The following is a 15,187-nucleotide window of genomic DNA, read 5'->3' on the forward strand; positions in this document are numbered from 1 at the left end:
AATTAGCGGTAGTTTGCGCTGGGTACCAGACATGGTCAACCATATTAAAACATCGTTCCATTATTTTTTGACCTGACGCGCAAAATGTGACGAAAAGCGCATTTGGCGGATGAATCTCCGCTCTTCAACTATAGTGAGGAGTGACGAGACGCAAAAGGAGCGGAGAGGGGATGACCAGAGCCCGTAAAACGATTGCTATTATCTCGGGAACGATTGTGCTGTTAATCGTTCTTTTTTTCATCGTATTGGCTACCTTTGACTGGAACCGGCTCAAGCCGACGATCAATCAGAAAGTTTCCGCCGAACTCAATCGGCCATTCGCCATCCGCGGCGACCTGGGCGTGGTGTGGGAGCGACAGCCTGAGGAGCGCGGTTGGCGCAGTTGGATCCCGTGGCCGCATGTGCATGCCGAAGATATTGTGCTGGGTAACCCACCCGACATTCCGCAAGTGACGATGGTGCATTTGCCGCGCGTAGAAGCGACGCTGGCCCCGCTGGCGCTGCTGAGCAAAACGGTCTATTTGCCGTGGATTAAGCTCGAGCAGCCCGACGTCCGGCTGATTCGGCTGACGGAAAACAGCAATAACTGGACCTTTAAATTAGCTTCTGACCCGGCATCCGAAAAAGCCAACCCGCCATCGGCCTGGTCTTTCCGCCTTGATAATATTCTCTTCGATCGCGGCAACATCGCCATTGACGATAAGGTAACCCGCAGCGATATCGCGATCGTGGTCGATCCGCTTGGCAAAGCGCTGCCGTTTAGCGAAGTCACCGGTGCGGGCGACAAAGCGCAGGCGACAAAAGCCGGCGATTATATCTTTGGCCTGTCGGTGAAGGGGCGCTACAAAGGCCAGCCGTTGAGCGGCAGCGGCAAAATTGGCGGCATGCTGGCGCTGCGTAGCGATAGTACGCCGTTCCCGCTACAAGGGGATTTTCACTCTGGTAATACCCGGATAGCGTTTAGCGGCACGGTCAGCGATCCGCTTAATGTCGGCGGGCTCGATCTGCGGCTGAAATTTGCCGGCGACTCGCTGCGCGACCTCTACGATCTGACCGGCGTCCTGCTGCCGGAAACGCCGTCGTTTTCCACCGATGGCCGCCTGCGCGCCGACTTTAAGCATAAAAACGGCATGCGTTTTGCCTATCGCGATTTTAACGGCCGGATTGGCGACAGCGATATCCACGGTTCGTTGACCTATACCACCGGCAAACCGCGACCGAAGCTCACCGGCGATCTGGAATCTAAACAGCTGCGGCTGGCGGACCTCGGCCCGCTGATTGGCGTTGATTCCGGCGGCGGGGCGAAGAAATCCTCATCACGCAAAGCGGGCGATGCCGTACAGCCAGCGGGAAAAGTCCTGCCGGCCGATCGCTTTGAGACGGATAAATGGCAGGTGATGGACGCCGATGTGCGCTTCAAGGGACGGCGAATCGAACACGGCGGTACTCTGCCCATCAGCGACCTGGCAACCCACATTATTCTTGAGCGCGGCGACCTGCGCCTGCAGCCGGTGCGCTTTGGCCTGGCCAACGGTTCGATTGCCGGCAGCGTGCATCTGCAGGGCGATAAAAAACCGCTACAGGGCGAAGCCAATCTGCAGGCGCGGCGGCTTAAGCTCAAGGCGCTGATGCCGAATGTTGAAATGATGCAGAAAACGCTCGGTGAGATGAGCGGCGATGTACAACTGCGCGGCAGCGGTAACTCGGTGGCGGCGCTGCTTGGTAACAGCAACGGCAACCTTAAGCTGCTGATGAATGATGGTCTGATTAGCCGCAACCTGATGGAAATCCTCGGCTTAAACGTCGGTAATTTTATCATCGGGCAGATTTTCGGCGATGAGGAGGTTCGGGTGAACTGCGCGGCGGCCAATATTGATGTGGTCAACGGCGTGGCGCGACCGCAAATTTTCGCCTTCGATACCGAGAACGCGCTGATTAACATTACCGGCACCGCCAGCTTTGCCTCTGAACAGCTGGATCTGACCGTTGACCCGGAAAGTAAGGGCCTGCGGGTGATTACTCTGCGTTCTCCGCTGTACGTGCGCGGTACCTTTAAATCACCGGATGCCGGGGTGAAAGCCGGGCCGCTGATTGCCCGCGGCGCGGTGGCGGCAGCGTTAGCGACGCTGGTCACGCCGGCGGCCGCTTTACTGGCGCTGATCTCGCCGGCGGAAGGCGAGGCGAATCAGTGCCGGACAATTTTGTCGCAGATGAAAAAGTAAGGATGAGATGAGCGATGGCCCTGACGGCAACAGCGTCAGGGCCTGCAGCTTACAGCGATTGATGGCGGGTTTCGTGGGTCAACAGCAGAGCGATCAGCGTCAGCGCCGCCATCGCCGCCAGGTAGATACCGACAGCCGGCAGGCCGTAATTGCCCTGCAGCCAGGCGGCAATATATGGTGCGACCGACGCGCCGAGGATCGACGACACGTTATAGGAGAAAGAGGCGCCGGTATAACGAACTTCCGTCGGGAACAGCTCCGGCAGCAGCGCGCCCATCGGGCCGAAGGTCAGCCCCATCAGGCTAAGGCCCAGCAGCAGGAAGGCGAAGACCAGAATCGGGTTGCCGGAACCAAGCAGCGGTTTAAAGGCGAACAGCGCGAACAGAATAATCATCGTGGTGATGATAATCATACTTTTACGACGGCCAAAGGCATCCGCCAGCAGGCCCGCCACTGGCACCATCACGCCGAAACCAATGACCGCCATCATCAGCATCCACAGCACTTCGTTACGCGGCAAACCTAAACCAATCGGCGCGGCAGCGGTACTGAAGGTCATGGAGTAAACGGTCATGATATAGAACAGGGTATAGGTCGCCAGCATGATGAAGGTGCCGAGCACGGTCACGCGCACGTGCTTAGTCAGCAGCGTGCCAAGCGGGATTTTGACCTGTTTTTTCGCCGCCGCCACCTTAGCGAAGACCGGGGTTTCATGCAGCGACACGCGAACATACAGACCGATAATGACCAGTACCGCAGAGAAGATGAACGGCACGCGCCAGCCCCATTCCATGAACTGCTGGTCGCTCAACAGCCACGACAGCAGCAGGAAGGTGCCGTTGGCGAAGAAGAAGCCGATTGGCGCCCCCAGTTGCGGGAAGGAGCCATATAGCGCGCGTTTGCGCGGCGGAGCGTTTTCCGTCGCCAGCAGCGCCGCGCCGCCCCATTCGCCGCCAAGGCCGAGACCCTGACCAAAGCGCGCCAGCGCCAGCAGCATCGGCGCCAGAATGCCAATGCTTTCATAGCCCGGCAGCAGGCCGATGACCACGGTGGAGATCCCCATAGTCAGCAGCGAGGCAACGAGTGTGACCTTACGGCCTACGCGGTCGCCGAAGTGGCCGAATAGCGCTGAGCCAATCGGGCGCGCGACAAAGGCGATGGCGAACGTCGCCAGCGACTGGAGCGTCGCGGCGGCAGCATCACCCTGTGGGAAAAAGATATGAGGGAAGACGATAACCGCGGCGGTGGCGTAAATATAGAAGTCGAAGAACTCAATGGCGGTGCCGATGAGCGAGGCGACGACGACTTTATTACGCGAGTTAACCGGCGTGGCGTCTTGCGCGTTGTCGATAGTAGTGGCTGTGGCTTGCATAGATCTTTCTTATTTTTGAGCGAACGAAAAGCCATATAGCCACAGCAAAAGAGACATTTCAATCTGTAACAAAACTCGCCATCACGCAAAAAACAGGCAAAAAGCGGATAATTTTCGCCCTGAGAAAATATCTTCTATGAAATGCTTCACATAATTAAAATATTAGAGAATAAAACCAGTTTTAGGTTAAATAAAAGTTACGCATTGGATTTATCTGCTGAAATGATAGGTCGGGCTGAATTTTGCGTCTTTATTCAGCCCGATAATGACTTTAATCGTGGGTTTTGCCCGGCATCCGCTTATCGTCTTTATACTCTGCGGTCGCAATCCATGCGGCGCAGAAGAGGGTCAGACGGGCGAAGAAGTAGAAGAAGGCCATCAGCCCCAGTACCGAACCAAAGGCGGCGCCGGAGGGGGATTTCACCAGCGCCGGCAGCGTCCAGGTCATCACGATTTTAATAATCTCAAAGCCAATCGCCGCAATTAGCGTACCGCGGAACAGCGCTTTGCGGCGTGGACGGTGGCGCGGCAGTCGCCAGAAGATCCAGAAAAACAGCAGATAGTTAGCGAAGATGGAAATCGCCAGGCCAATCAGGCGCCATGCGGGTTTCAGCCATTCTATATAATCGAGATACAGCGCGGAGATGATCATCTGCTGCGCAGACCCGGCGACGGAGGTAATTGACAGGGTGATCACCAGCGCGACCAGCAGGCCAATCAGCGAGATCAGATCGCGGAAGTATTTAACCCAGATTTTTTCCTGATCCTGCGGCGTACGTTCCCACACGTCGCGCGACTGGGCGCGAATCGCTTCACGCAGGTTGCCCATCCAGTTAATGCCCGAGTAGAGCGCGACCAACAGGCCGACTAGCCCGACGGCGGTACGCTGCTGTACGGCGGTGTTGATGGTGTTTTTAAGCGTTGCCGCCAGCGTCGGGTCGCTGACGTTTTGCAGAATTTTATCGAAGATGTCCTGCAGTAGGGTCGGATGCCATGCCAGCACGAAACCGGCGGCGGCGAACGAGACCATCAGAATCGGGATCATCGACAAGAATGAGAAGTAGGTAATGGCTGCGCCAAACTGATTGCCAAGCCTGTCATTGAAGCGCTCGGCGGCGCGTAGCAGGTGGGCTATCACCGGATTACGTTGGACTTTAGCCGCCGTTCCGGTGACCGTTTTCAGCGCCTGGTTAGCTTTCTGCCCAACGGCGGAATCGTTGATGGCGGCGAGCGTACTTTTGTTTTTCTCCGGCTGCTGGTCCGTTTCCTGTGGCGGCTGGCGATCGTCGTTTTCCGGCGTCATAAGTGATTTCTTCCTTTCTTTACAGCGATATTCAGCCAAAAGTATACCTTAAACGACGCATCTTGCAGGCGCCCATCGGCCAGACGGGTATTGACGACTAGCGCTGATTAATCGACATAACCTTTCATCAATCCGCCCAGCCACTCCATAAAGAGATGCACGCGGCGGGAGAGATTGCGCCGATGTGGATAGATAATCGATACCGGCATCGGTTCGGCGCGGTACTGCGGCAGGATCTCAACCAGCTCGCCGGTGCGCAGCGGTTCGCGTACCGCGATGCGCGGAACCTGAATAATGCCGAGCCCGGCCTGACAGGCGGCCTGGTAGGTTTCGGTGCTATTGACGGTCAACACGCCGCCGGTTTTCACCCAGCGCACGGCGCCATCACTGACGACTTCAAAACCAGGCTGCCGAGCGCCGAAGTTGCTGGCGTAGTGGATCAGGGCATGATCCGCCAGATCGTCGAGGCTTTCCGGGTAGCCGAAGCGCGCCAGATAATGCGGACTGGCGCAGTTAATTTGCGTGAGCTTGCCGAGCGGGCGGGCGATGAGTCCCGAGTCTTTGAGCGTACCCACCCGGATCACGCAGTCGAAGCCTTCGCGCACCACATCGACCAGCCGGTCGCTACTGCTCAGTTCGATTTCAATGCCGGGATACTGTTGTAAAAACGCGGGAAGTTTCGGGATGACCAGTTTTTTGGCGACGCTGATCGGCATATCGACACGCAGGCGGCCGCTGATGCTCGATGGATCGCCCTGAAACATACCATCCAGCTCTTCGAGATTACTTAACAGATCTTTGGCGCGTTCGTAATAGACCATGCCGTCCTGAGTCAGCTGCACCCGGCGGGTGGTGCGGTGCAGCAGGCGGGCGCCGAGATGGCTTTCCAGCGCCTGGATCTGTCGCGATACGCTACCTTTGGGCAACCCAAGGGTATCGGCGGCGCGAGAGAAACTCTCCAGTTCCGCGACGCGGATGAAGAGTTGCATTGCGTGAATTTTATCCATACCTACTGCCTATTGTTGTTATTAACGAAACAGTAAAACGTAATTTAGCGCATTTATTGTTACTACGTCTGCTAATAAGCTCTTTATTCACACACACGTAATGACGAAGGGGTTTCTGATGACACAACGTATCGCTTTAGTGACCGGCGGCAGCCGCGGTCTGGGAAAAAATGCGGCGCTGAAGCTGGCGGCGAAGGGAACCGATATTATTCTGACCTACCACAGCAACCAGCAGGCGGCGCTGGAAGTGGTGCGCGAAATTGAGCAAACAGGCGCGAAAGCGGCGGCATTACCGCTGAACGTCGGCGATAGCGCAAGTTTTGCTGGCTTTGCGCAACAGCTGACGCAATGTCTGAAGGAGAAGTGGCAGCGCGACAGCTTCGATTATTTATTGAACAATGCCGGCATCGGGTTGACCGCGCCGTTTAGTGAGACCAGCGAAGCGCAGTTTGACGAGCTGATGAACATCCACTTTAAGGGGCCGTTCTTCCTTACTCAGCAGCTGCTGCCTTTGCTTAAAGACGGCGGGCGCATTCTGAACGTCTCCAGCGGGCTGGCGCGCTTTGCGCTGCCGGGCTATTCCGCTTATGCGGCGATGAAAGGGGCGATGGAGGTGTTAACCCGTTATCAGGCGAAGGAACTCGGCGCGCGCGGGATATCGGTCAATATCATCGCGCCCGGCGCGATTGAGACCGACTTTGGCGGCGGCGCGGTGCGTGATAATGCCCAGCTTAACCAGCATATTGCCGCCCAGACGGCGCTGGGGCGCGTCGGCCTGCCGGATGATATCGGCAATGCTATTGCTGCGCTGCTGAGCGACGAGCTTGGCTGGATGAACGCCCAGCGCGTTGAGGTTTCCGGCGGCATGTTTTTATAATTACCACGCCCTGCGCATAATGGCGTAGGGCGTCACCATATTGTGCGTTTTATTATTCCGTAACACTCTTTTGCATCATGCGTATCGCTGATTTTAAGCGGTTGGATTACACTGGCAGAAATAATATTATTATCCTGTTAGCTATCCGTTTAATTAAGGAATTTCTTACGTCAAATGTAATAAATATTATGAATGAGTAATCGTTACGCGCTGGCGTGTAACTATTCATCATCATGATGTTTATATCATCTACTCCATCGGTAAAATGGCTTAGGTCATACGGCGAGTTCTTATTTTTGCTGGCTGATATTACCCTTCCCCCACTTTTTAAGGGGTATTTTTTTCGATGGAGAGCAGTCCATGCAAGTAATCATGTTTGACAGGCAGTCAATATTTATTCATGGAATGAAAGTCGGCTTACAACAACGTATTCCTGAAATTAATATTCATAGTACCTGTCAGGCAGAACAGCTGTGGCAGCTGCTCACGGCTCATCCGCAGGCGCTCCTCATACTTGATGGCGACCTGAACAGTGAATTTTGTTGCTGGTTGCTCCAGGAGAAGCAGCAGCGTTTTCCGCATGCCAAAGTATTATTAGTGGTTTCAGATGATAATAAAGGCTGGCTGCAACGAGCGCTGGCGTGGAACGTGCGCGCCATTGCCCAGCGTGAGGATAGCGCCGATATGTTTGCCCAGATCATTAATAGCATCATGTTGGGGATGATGTGTCTGCCGGGCACCTGGTTAATGACCTCCGCGGATCGCAATAAACATGCGGTGCACCTCAGTCGCCGCCAGCAGGAAATTTTAAAACTGCTGGCGGAAGGCAGCTCTAATAAGGAAATTAGCCGTACGTTAAATATCAGCGCAGGGACCGTGAAAGCGCATCTTGAGTCGTTATATCGGCGGCTGGATGTGAAAAACCGAACCCAGGCGGCGATGGCATTTAATAGCGTCGGTGACAATTAACTGGTCTGAGAAAACCACTCGCACTCCTGCAGGCGGAAGGCGTTATCGCGGTCAATTTTCCGCCATATCGCCAGCGCCTGCGTTATGTTGTGGCTGTTAAGAGAACGCAAAATAGCCTCCAACTCCGGTTGGGCGCTGCCATCTAAACTGAATACCAGCGCCAGCAGGGCATCGCACTGCGGCTGAGTCAGTTCCACGACTAACCTGCGCTGTAATATCTGTTGGCACCGCAGCAGGTCTAGCGTCAATAGCATCATCGCCAGTTCGGCGGTGATGGGCGTCTCTTTCTCATCTTCACCGATAGCGTGGCCGTAGCCGACCCGCCATTGCCCAAATTTGTCCTGATACGGCAGCAGCGCCAGCCCTTGCGTCCGCTGGATAAAACGCAGCCCCGGCAGGCTTAACGTGGTGACGGTCATGATCTTTTCCTCTGTGGTTGGCGGCAGTGTAGAGGAAAAGCGGGGTCGCCCCCATTCGCCGGATGGCCTAGGGCCTTATTGGTAATCGTGGCGCATCAGGCCAAACAGCCAGTCATTGTGCCAACGGCCATGTAGCCAGTAGCTCTCGCGTAGCTCTCCTTCCTGAATAAATCCTGTTTTTAGCAGCAGTTGTTTTGAGGCCTGGTTCCCGGCGGTGACGCTGGCGGTCAGGCGACGGATGCCGCCTGTAGAAAACGCGTAATCACATAGCGCCCGCAGTGATTCATATCCGTAGCCCTGGCCCTGCGCCTGTGGGGCGAAGAGAAAGCCCACTTCGGCAATATCATCATCGTGGTGGCAATAGCCGGTCAGGCCGAGGGGCGTATGGCTTTGCCGATCGCGAACCACCAGGCACAGCCAGTGCGCGGCCTTAGGCGACCAGACCGGCAGGCGCGCATCAAACGCGGCGCGGATATCGGCGATGGGCCGGTTATCCGCGACATAGAGCATCACCTGCGGATCCTGTTGCAGGCTGAGAAAAAAAGACCAGTCGTCAAGCTGCAGCGGCGAGCAGCGCAGCCGCGGCGTAAGCAGTTCGGGCATGTTGTCGGCTCTGGCAAAGGGAAAATAAAACCTTAACAGCACAGCCTGCCGACGGAAAGTGCCTCATGAAGACCTCGGCTCGCCGTACAGGCTGATGAGTCGCCGCACGACGCCGTTGGTCCAGCCGAAGCCATCCTGCAGCGGATACTCCCCGCCGCCGCCCTCATGTGGGACGCCGCTGGCGATATGATATTTCTCAATGAGCTTGTGGTGTTTAAGATAAAATTGATTCACCGTCTGCAGCCAGCTCTGGGCGATTTCATCGCCAAGCGGGTCGTGGCCGTACATTTTGAATCCCTGTACCGCCATCCACTGCAGCGGCGCCCAGCCGTTGGGTTTATCCCACTGTTCGCCGCTTTCATATTCCGTCGCCATGATGCCGCCAGGGGTGAGCAGACGCGCGCGTACGGCATCCGCCAGCCGTTCGGCCTGGGCGTGGGTCGCCATCCCGACATACAGCGTGACGATGCTGGCGGCGGAGAACAAGGCCAACTGCTCACGGCGCCAATCGTAATCGCGAAAACAGCCGCACTCTTCATCCCACAGGTAGCGGGTCACCGCCTCCCGGCGTGCGTTAGCTTTACGGCGAAATTCGGCTTCAGCCTCGCGATCGCCCTTCAGGCCGGAAAGATTGGCGATGGTATTTTCCAGCTTAAACAGAAAAGCGTTGAGGTCGATGGGAATAAACTGGGTGGTGCGGATGCTCGCAAGCCTGGTGATATCGCGCAGCCAGCGGCTGGAGTAGTCCCAGCCGGAAGCCGCACCGGCGCGCAGGTCTCGATAGACCTCGTTTGGCGGGCGGCCGGAATGCTTCGCCGTTTCGACATCTTCTCGCCAGGACTCATCGCGCGGCGTATCGCGGTCGTCCCAGTAGCGGTTAAGCAGTGAACCATCAGGCATACGCACCACGTGACGGTAGGCCTGGTTAGGGATCAGCGATTCCGCGCCGTCCATCCAGAAGGCGTGCTCTAATTTGAGATGATCGAGATAGCGTCGCGCGCCGCGAACGCCATCTTCCTCAAACAGCTCCACCATCAGGGCGAATACCGGCGGCTGGGAGCGGCTGAGATAGTAGGTGCGGTTGCCGTTGGGAATGTGGCCGTAGGTTTCAATCATCCAGGCGAAGTTGTCGGCCATGCATTTGAGCAAATCTTCACGGCCGCTTTCCGCCAGCCCCAGCATGGTGAAGTAGGAATCCCAGTAGTAGGTCTCGCTAAAACGCCCGCCGGGGACGATGTACGACTGCGGTAGCGCCAGCAGCGATGACCACGGAATATGATCCTGCGGTTCACGGGTGAGCACCGGCCACAGCTTATCAATATGCTCTTTTAGCGTCAGTTTCGGGTCAGAGGTGTAATCATCGGCGTGGCTATCCGGTAGCCAGAAGTTGTCTTCCACAAACTGACGCAAATCGAACTCCGGCGTACGCTTAACCCGCCGGTAGTGCATCAGGATATCCAGCGGATCGTGTTTTGGCGCGCAGTCGGGAAAGGTTTTGCTATCAAGAAAAATGCGCGACTTTTGTACGTTAGTAAACAACTCGAGATAGCGGTCGGCGGGGGTCAGCGCGTCAGACGCCGGTAGCCCTTCGATGATCTCCGGCTCCGGTTCGGCGTCGAACATTTCATCCAGTTTTAACTCATACGGATCGGCTTCGTAGCACGGATCGTTTTCGATCCTCAACTCGTCGTCATCAACGTTGCGTAGTTTCTGGCTGAACATAGCGATACAGGCCTCCGAATAGCGTGAGTTTAGGGGCCGGGCATGCCCGGGCTCTCTAATAAGCGTAGACACTCGCTTCGGTCTGCGGAAGACAAACTGTGCGTCAGGTCACGCTTTTCAGTGCATAAAAACGACAGGGATGTAGAGCAGGCCTTTGAAATTAAAGGGTGAATATTTACCGGTATCGTGAATGCGCGAAAACGAAATTCGGAGCATTCATTATGCAACAAAATTTGAACCGCCCCGGTAAACGCAGGCGGTTGGCTCGTTTACTCCCAGGCGGCTTCCAGCATCTCCAGCAGTTGCTCTGAATCCAGCGTGACCGGATTGGCTTTCATCGACGATGAACTACTGGCCGCCAGCGCGGCGGGTTCCAGCGCTTCGCGCGGCACGCCGAGGTCGCGTAAATTGCCGAGCCCCGAGCGCTGGCTCCATTCGCGCAGGCTTTGCCAGGCGTCATCCGGCGAGACGCCAAGCCCGGCGGCGATCCACTGGCGCACGTCGAGGAAACGCTGGCGCAGCGCCGGATTGGTTACCTGCGACTCATTGAGTTCCAGCCCAAAGGGCAGCAGGCAGCCGCAGAGCGCGCCGTGGGAGGCATCGCTTAGCCCGCCAAGCGGCCCCGCAAGACCGTGAACCACGCCCAGCCCGGCGTTGGCCAGCGCCAGCCCGCCACACAGGCTGACCCAGGCCAGCTCGTCGCGGCTGTCGGCACACTCTTTTTCCATCAGCGTTTTTAACGCGGCGATGCCGCGGGGGATCGCCTCCCGGCACAGAGCATCGGTGAAGGGGGTCGCCCGGGTGCACAGCCAGGGTTCGATAACCTGAGTTAAGGCATCAAGGCCGGAGCCGAGGGTGACGGCGCGGGGGGCGTTATCCGTTAACGCCGGATCGACAATCGCCAGCTGCGGCAGCATGCGGTCGTCACGCAAGCTGACTTTGCGCTGCTGCAGCGGGACGTTGATGACCGCGTTTTTAGTGACCTCCGCGCCGGTGCCGGATGTTGTGGGAATAGCGACAAACGGTAGCGGGCTGGCTTCCAGTATTCTCCCCGTTCCGACGACTTCCAGATAGTCGATGACAGGCCCGCTTGCCGGGACCAGCGCGGCAATGGCTTTACCGGCATCAATGACCGCGCCGCCGCCGAGGCTGACCACCGCGCCAACGCCGCGCTCGCGCGCTAGCCGTACGCCGCGTTCAATATCGTCCAGCGTGGGTTCATTGGCGATAGCAAAAGTGCTGACCTGAAGATGCAATGCGCTCAGTTCGCTCAGTAAAAATTGAGCGCGGCTTTTGGTCGCGCCGTGAACCAGCAGCACCGGGGCATCATATTGCGCCAGCCACGGCGCGGCGCTGCGGGCCTGCCCGCGGCCAAAGCGGATATTGCCCGGCGTTAAGATGTTGAAGGGAGTGACCATGTGTAAGAGTACCTGTAGTGGATAATTATTCTGCAATCCACTATACACATTATCCGGCAAGCTTCATGTCTGCCATATTACGAAAAAGGGTTGCTGACGATGATAAGAATCTTGGGTAAACGCTCGTCTATTAACGTGCGCAAGGTGCTCTGGACCTGCGAAGAGGCGGGGGTCGAGTATCAGCAGGAAGATTATGGCAGCGGCTATAGCCCGCTTGATACGCCGGAATTTTTGGCGCTCAATCCGAATGCGTTAGTGCCGGTGCTGGTGGATGATGATTTTGTCCTTTGGGAGTCGAACAGCATCTGCCGCTATCTGGCGCGTAAGGCCGGTCGTGAGGATTTGTTGCCCTCGGCGTTACGTGCCGCGGCGCAGGTAGAACACTGGATGGACTGGCAGGCGACGGAGTTTAATAGCGCCTGGCGCTACGCTTTCACGGGGCTGGTGCGTAAAGACCCGCGTTTTCAGGACCCGGCGGCGATTAAAGAGAGTATTGCCGCGTGGACGCGCTGCGTACAGATTGTCGACAACCAGTTGCTGCGCACCGGCGCGTGGCTGACCGGCGAGACGTTTACGCTGGCGGATATCGTGCTGGGGCTTTCGGTGCACCGTTGGAAAATGACGCCGTTCGCCCACCCGGAGATGGCAAACGTCGAACGCTGGTATATGGCCCTTAACCAGCGTCCGGCATTTATGCGCCACGGTAATAACGGCGTGGCGTAGCCGCTGATTTAGCGTTGCGGGCGGGTACTGCCCCTGACGATAAGCTTCCCTTGCAGGACATGCTGAACGGCGCTGGTTTCAACCGCGCCCAGCTGCGTTTTCAGCACGGCGATGGCGGTATCCACCATTTCCGATAGCGGCTGGACCCAGGTGGTTAAATTTATCAGCGGCCAGCTGGCCATGGCGATATCATCGAACCCGACGATGGAGATATCTTTGCCCGCCTTCATGCCCATTTCGCCGACAACCACATTGAGGGCGGCGATGGCCATCATATCGTTGGCGCAAAATAGCGCGTCCGGCGGCGTTGGTAGCGCCATCAGCCTGCGGGTGGCGTTCATCGCTTCTTCTATCGACCACATTCCGCTATCGCGCAGCATCGGGCGGGCGCCGCGGGCCTCCAGACGCTGTCGAAAGCCTGTCTCACGGTCGCGGCTGGTAGAGGAGGTATCTCTACCGGCAACAAATGCCAGCTGCTGATGGCCGAGATCCAGCAGGAAATCGGCAATCGCGGCGCCGCCAGCCAGGTTATCGCTGGTGACGCTGGAAACCGACCGGCTGTCGTTTTTGCGGTTGAGTAGCAGCACCGGCAGGCCGAGCTGCTGGCATTCATGAGCAAAGTGTGAAGAAAGGCTGCTGGACACCAGCACTAGCGCTTCAACACGATGACGCAGAATCTCTTCCATGATGGGGGTAGTGTCATCATCGCGGTACATCGAAAACAACAGTACCCGGTATCCCATCAGGTTCAACGCCTGTGACAGTTCATCCAGAACCGCGGCGTAGAAGGGATTCACCAACCCCGGAACGACGATACCAATAAGCGTTGAGCGGCGGGTGATCAGCGACTGGGCGATAAAGCTCGGACGATAGCCCAGTTCGGCGGCGATCTTACGTACCTTTTCTTTGGTGGCTGGCGAGATTTTCGCTCCTTCGGTAAAGGCGCGGGATACCGCAGACTGCGAGACGCCAGCCGCTTTCGCGACATCGTAACTGGTGACTGCTCGTTTGTTTTGACCTGCCATTCCGTTGCCTCTCCTGACCCATGCCCCGTCATTATGCGTGAATCTTCCCCCCTGTCACTAATTTTGCGATCTCCGTTGCATTCGAATGCATTGCTGCTTCACATAACATTTCATTCACGCCAGGATGAAAGTGAATTCGAATGCATTAGCATTTTATTAACATTATAGTGAGGCAAGTTATGGCTATCTGGCTCAAGCGCGGTGCGGAATCTGAAGCAGTGAAATCTCACGACCGTACGGTTCGTGAAGCGGTAGAGAAAATCCTGGCGGATATTGAAGCGCGCGGCGACGCAGCGGTGCGCGAGCTGTCGATTAAGTTCGATAAGCTCGATCGCGCAAACTTCCGCCTGTCGCAGCAGGAAATCGATGATTGCTATGCGCAGCTGTCGGAGCGCGATATTGCCGATATCCGCTTTGCGCAGGAGCAGGTGCGTAACTTCGCTCAGCACCAGCGCGACAGCCTGAAAGATATCGAGGTTGAAACGCTACCGGGCGTCATTCTGGGACACAAAAATATTCCGGTCAGCGCGGCGGGCTGCTACGTGCCGGGCGGGAAATACCCTCTGCTGGCGTCGGCGCATATGTCGATTATCACCGCGAAAGTCGCAGGTGTGCCGCGCATTGTCACCTGTGCGCCGCCGTTCAACGGTAAGCCGGCGCCGGCGATTGTGGTTGCGCAGCATATGGCGGGGGCCGACGAAATCTACTGCCTGGGCGGTATTCAGGCCGTGGCGGCGATGGCAGTCGGTACCGAGAGTATCGCCCCGGTGGATATGCTGGTAGGGCCGGGCAACGCCTTTGTCGCTGAAGCCAAGCGCCAGCTGTTTGGCCGCGTCGGTATCGATCTGTTCGCCGGGCCGACGGAAACCCTGGTCATTGCCGATGAAAGCGTGGATGGCGAAATCTGCGCCACCGACCTGTTAGGTCAGGCGGAGCATGGCCCTGATTCTCCGGCGATTTTGTTGACGACCTCGGAAACGTTGGCGCGCGAAACGCTGGCGGAAATTGAACGCCTGCTGGCGGTGCTGCCCACCGCGGAAATCGCGCGCCAGTCGTGGGCGAAGTTTGGCGAAATCATTGTGGCTGAAGACCGGGAAGAAATGCTGAAAATCGCCAATGAGCTGGCGTTCGAACATGTGCAGGTAATGACCTGCGACCCGGACTGGTTCCTCGAAAATATGCAGAACTTTGGCGCGTTGTTCCTGGGCCCGCGAACGAACGTAGCTTATGGCGATAAGGTTATCGGCACCAACCATACCCTGCCGACGCGTAAAGCGGCGCGTTATACCGGAGGGCTGTGGGTTGGGAAGTTCATCAAAACCTGCACTTATCAAAAGGTTCTTACCGATAGCGCCTCCGCGCAGATCGGCGAGTACTGTTCGCGTCTGTGCGCCCTCGAAGGTTTCTCCGGCCACGGTGAACAGGCCAATGTCCGCGTGCGCCGCTACGGCAATAAAGACGTTCCTTACGCTGGGGTTCCTGAATAACCCGTAAGGTCTGAAACGGGAAGCGGGATACGCTCCCCAA

General features: G+C 57.0%; 13 protein-coding genes. 5 read left to right on the plus strand and 8 right to left on the minus strand.

Annotated elements, in window-relative coordinates:
- The first annotated feature begins 170 nt into the window (after positions 1 to 170).
- A complete protein-coding gene (locus PGR79_RS13225) occupies positions 171 to 2,222 on the plus strand; it encodes an AsmA family protein (protein ID WP_430921821.1) in 2,052 nt (683 codons plus the stop codon).
- Positions 2,223 to 2,271: 49 nt separating this feature from the next.
- Here PGR79_RS13225 and PGR79_RS13230 read toward each other — a convergent pair whose 3' ends face one another.
- The 3 genes from PGR79_RS13230 to PGR79_RS13240 form a co-directional block, all read right to left on the minus strand.
- A complete protein-coding gene (locus tag PGR79_RS13230; RefSeq protein WP_015703754.1) occupies positions 2,272 to 3,594 on the minus strand; it encodes an MFS transporter in 1,323 nt (440 codons plus the stop codon).
- A gap of 271 nt (positions 3,595 to 3,865) precedes the next feature.
- On the minus strand, positions 3,866 to 4,897 hold the full coding sequence (gene yhjD / locus PGR79_RS13235) for an inner membrane protein YhjD (protein ID WP_087858997.1): 1,032 nt from the start codon (positions 4,895 to 4,897) through the stop codon (positions 3,866 to 3,868).
- Between the two features lie 107 nt (positions 4,898 to 5,004).
- Entirely contained in the window at positions 5,005 to 5,904 is a 900-nt protein-coding gene (locus tag PGR79_RS13240) for a LysR family transcriptional regulator (RefSeq protein WP_087858998.1), read from the minus strand.
- 118 nt (positions 5,905 to 6,022) lie between these two features.
- On the opposite strand from PGR79_RS13240, the gene PGR79_RS13245 reads away from it, so the two are divergent.
- Both PGR79_RS13245 and PGR79_RS13250 read left to right on the plus strand, forming a co-directional pair.
- Positions 6,023 to 6,781 carry an SDR family NAD(P)-dependent oxidoreductase gene (locus PGR79_RS13245; RefSeq protein ID WP_113373999.1) on the plus strand — a complete coding sequence of 253 codons (759 nt, stop codon included), beginning with the start codon at positions 6,023 to 6,025 and terminating at the stop codon, positions 6,779 to 6,781.
- Between the two features lie 360 nt (positions 6,782 to 7,141).
- Positions 7,142 to 7,750 carry a response regulator transcription factor gene (locus PGR79_RS13250; protein WP_113373998.1) on the plus strand — a complete coding sequence of 203 codons (609 nt, stop codon included), beginning with the start codon at positions 7,142 to 7,144 and terminating at the stop codon, positions 7,748 to 7,750.
- Here PGR79_RS13250 and PGR79_RS13255 read toward each other — a convergent pair.
- From PGR79_RS13255 to PGR79_RS13270, 4 genes are all read right to left on the minus strand, one after another.
- Entirely contained in the window at positions 7,747 to 8,169 is a 423-nt protein-coding gene (locus tag PGR79_RS13255) for a glycoside hydrolase family protein (RefSeq protein ID WP_113373997.1), read from the minus strand. The two genes, PGR79_RS13250 and PGR79_RS13255, sit on opposite strands and share 4 nt — an antisense overlap.
- 75 nt (positions 8,170 to 8,244) lie before the next feature.
- Positions 8,245 to 8,772 carry a GNAT family N-acetyltransferase gene (locus tag PGR79_RS13260; protein ID WP_087859001.1) on the minus strand — a complete coding sequence of 176 codons (528 nt, stop codon included), beginning with the start codon at positions 8,770 to 8,772 and terminating at the stop codon, positions 8,245 to 8,247.
- 63 nt (positions 8,773 to 8,835) lie between these two features.
- Positions 8,836 to 10,494 carry an alpha,alpha-trehalase gene (locus PGR79_RS13265; RefSeq protein ID WP_015369256.1) on the minus strand — a complete coding sequence of 553 codons (1,659 nt, stop codon included), beginning with the start codon at positions 10,492 to 10,494 and terminating at the stop codon, positions 8,836 to 8,838.
- 269 nt (positions 10,495 to 10,763) lie between these two features.
- On the minus strand, positions 10,764 to 11,912 hold the full coding sequence (locus PGR79_RS13270; protein ID WP_113373996.1) for an iron-containing alcohol dehydrogenase: 1,149 nt from the start codon (positions 11,910 to 11,912) through the stop codon (positions 10,764 to 10,766).
- A 99-nt stretch (positions 11,913 to 12,011) separates the two neighbouring features.
- Between PGR79_RS13270 and PGR79_RS13275 the strand changes: the two genes are divergently transcribed.
- A complete protein-coding gene (locus PGR79_RS13275; RefSeq protein ID WP_113373995.1) occupies positions 12,012 to 12,635 on the plus strand; it encodes a glutathione S-transferase family protein in 624 nt (207 codons plus the stop codon).
- An 8-nt stretch (positions 12,636 to 12,643) separates the two neighbouring features.
- Here PGR79_RS13275 and PGR79_RS13280 read toward each other — a convergent pair whose 3' ends face one another.
- Positions 12,644 to 13,660, minus strand: coding sequence for a LacI family DNA-binding transcriptional regulator (locus tag PGR79_RS13280; RefSeq protein ID WP_113373994.1), 1,017 nt, complete (start codon positions 13,658 to 13,660; stop codon positions 12,644 to 12,646).
- 179 nt (positions 13,661 to 13,839) lie between these two features.
- On the opposite strand from PGR79_RS13280, the gene hisD reads away from it, so the two are divergent.
- Positions 13,840 to 15,147, plus strand: a complete 1,308-nt coding sequence (hisD, locus tag PGR79_RS13285) for a histidinol dehydrogenase (RefSeq protein ID WP_113373993.1) — start codon at positions 13,840 to 13,842, stop codon at positions 15,145 to 15,147.
- Positions 15,148 to 15,187: the final 40 nt, after the last annotated feature.

Origin of the sequence: Klebsiella sp. 141161, assembly GCF_050600815.1 — a bacterium.
Taxonomy (GTDB): domain Bacteria; phylum Pseudomonadota; class Gammaproteobacteria; order Enterobacterales; family Enterobacteriaceae; genus Klebsiella; species Klebsiella aerogenes.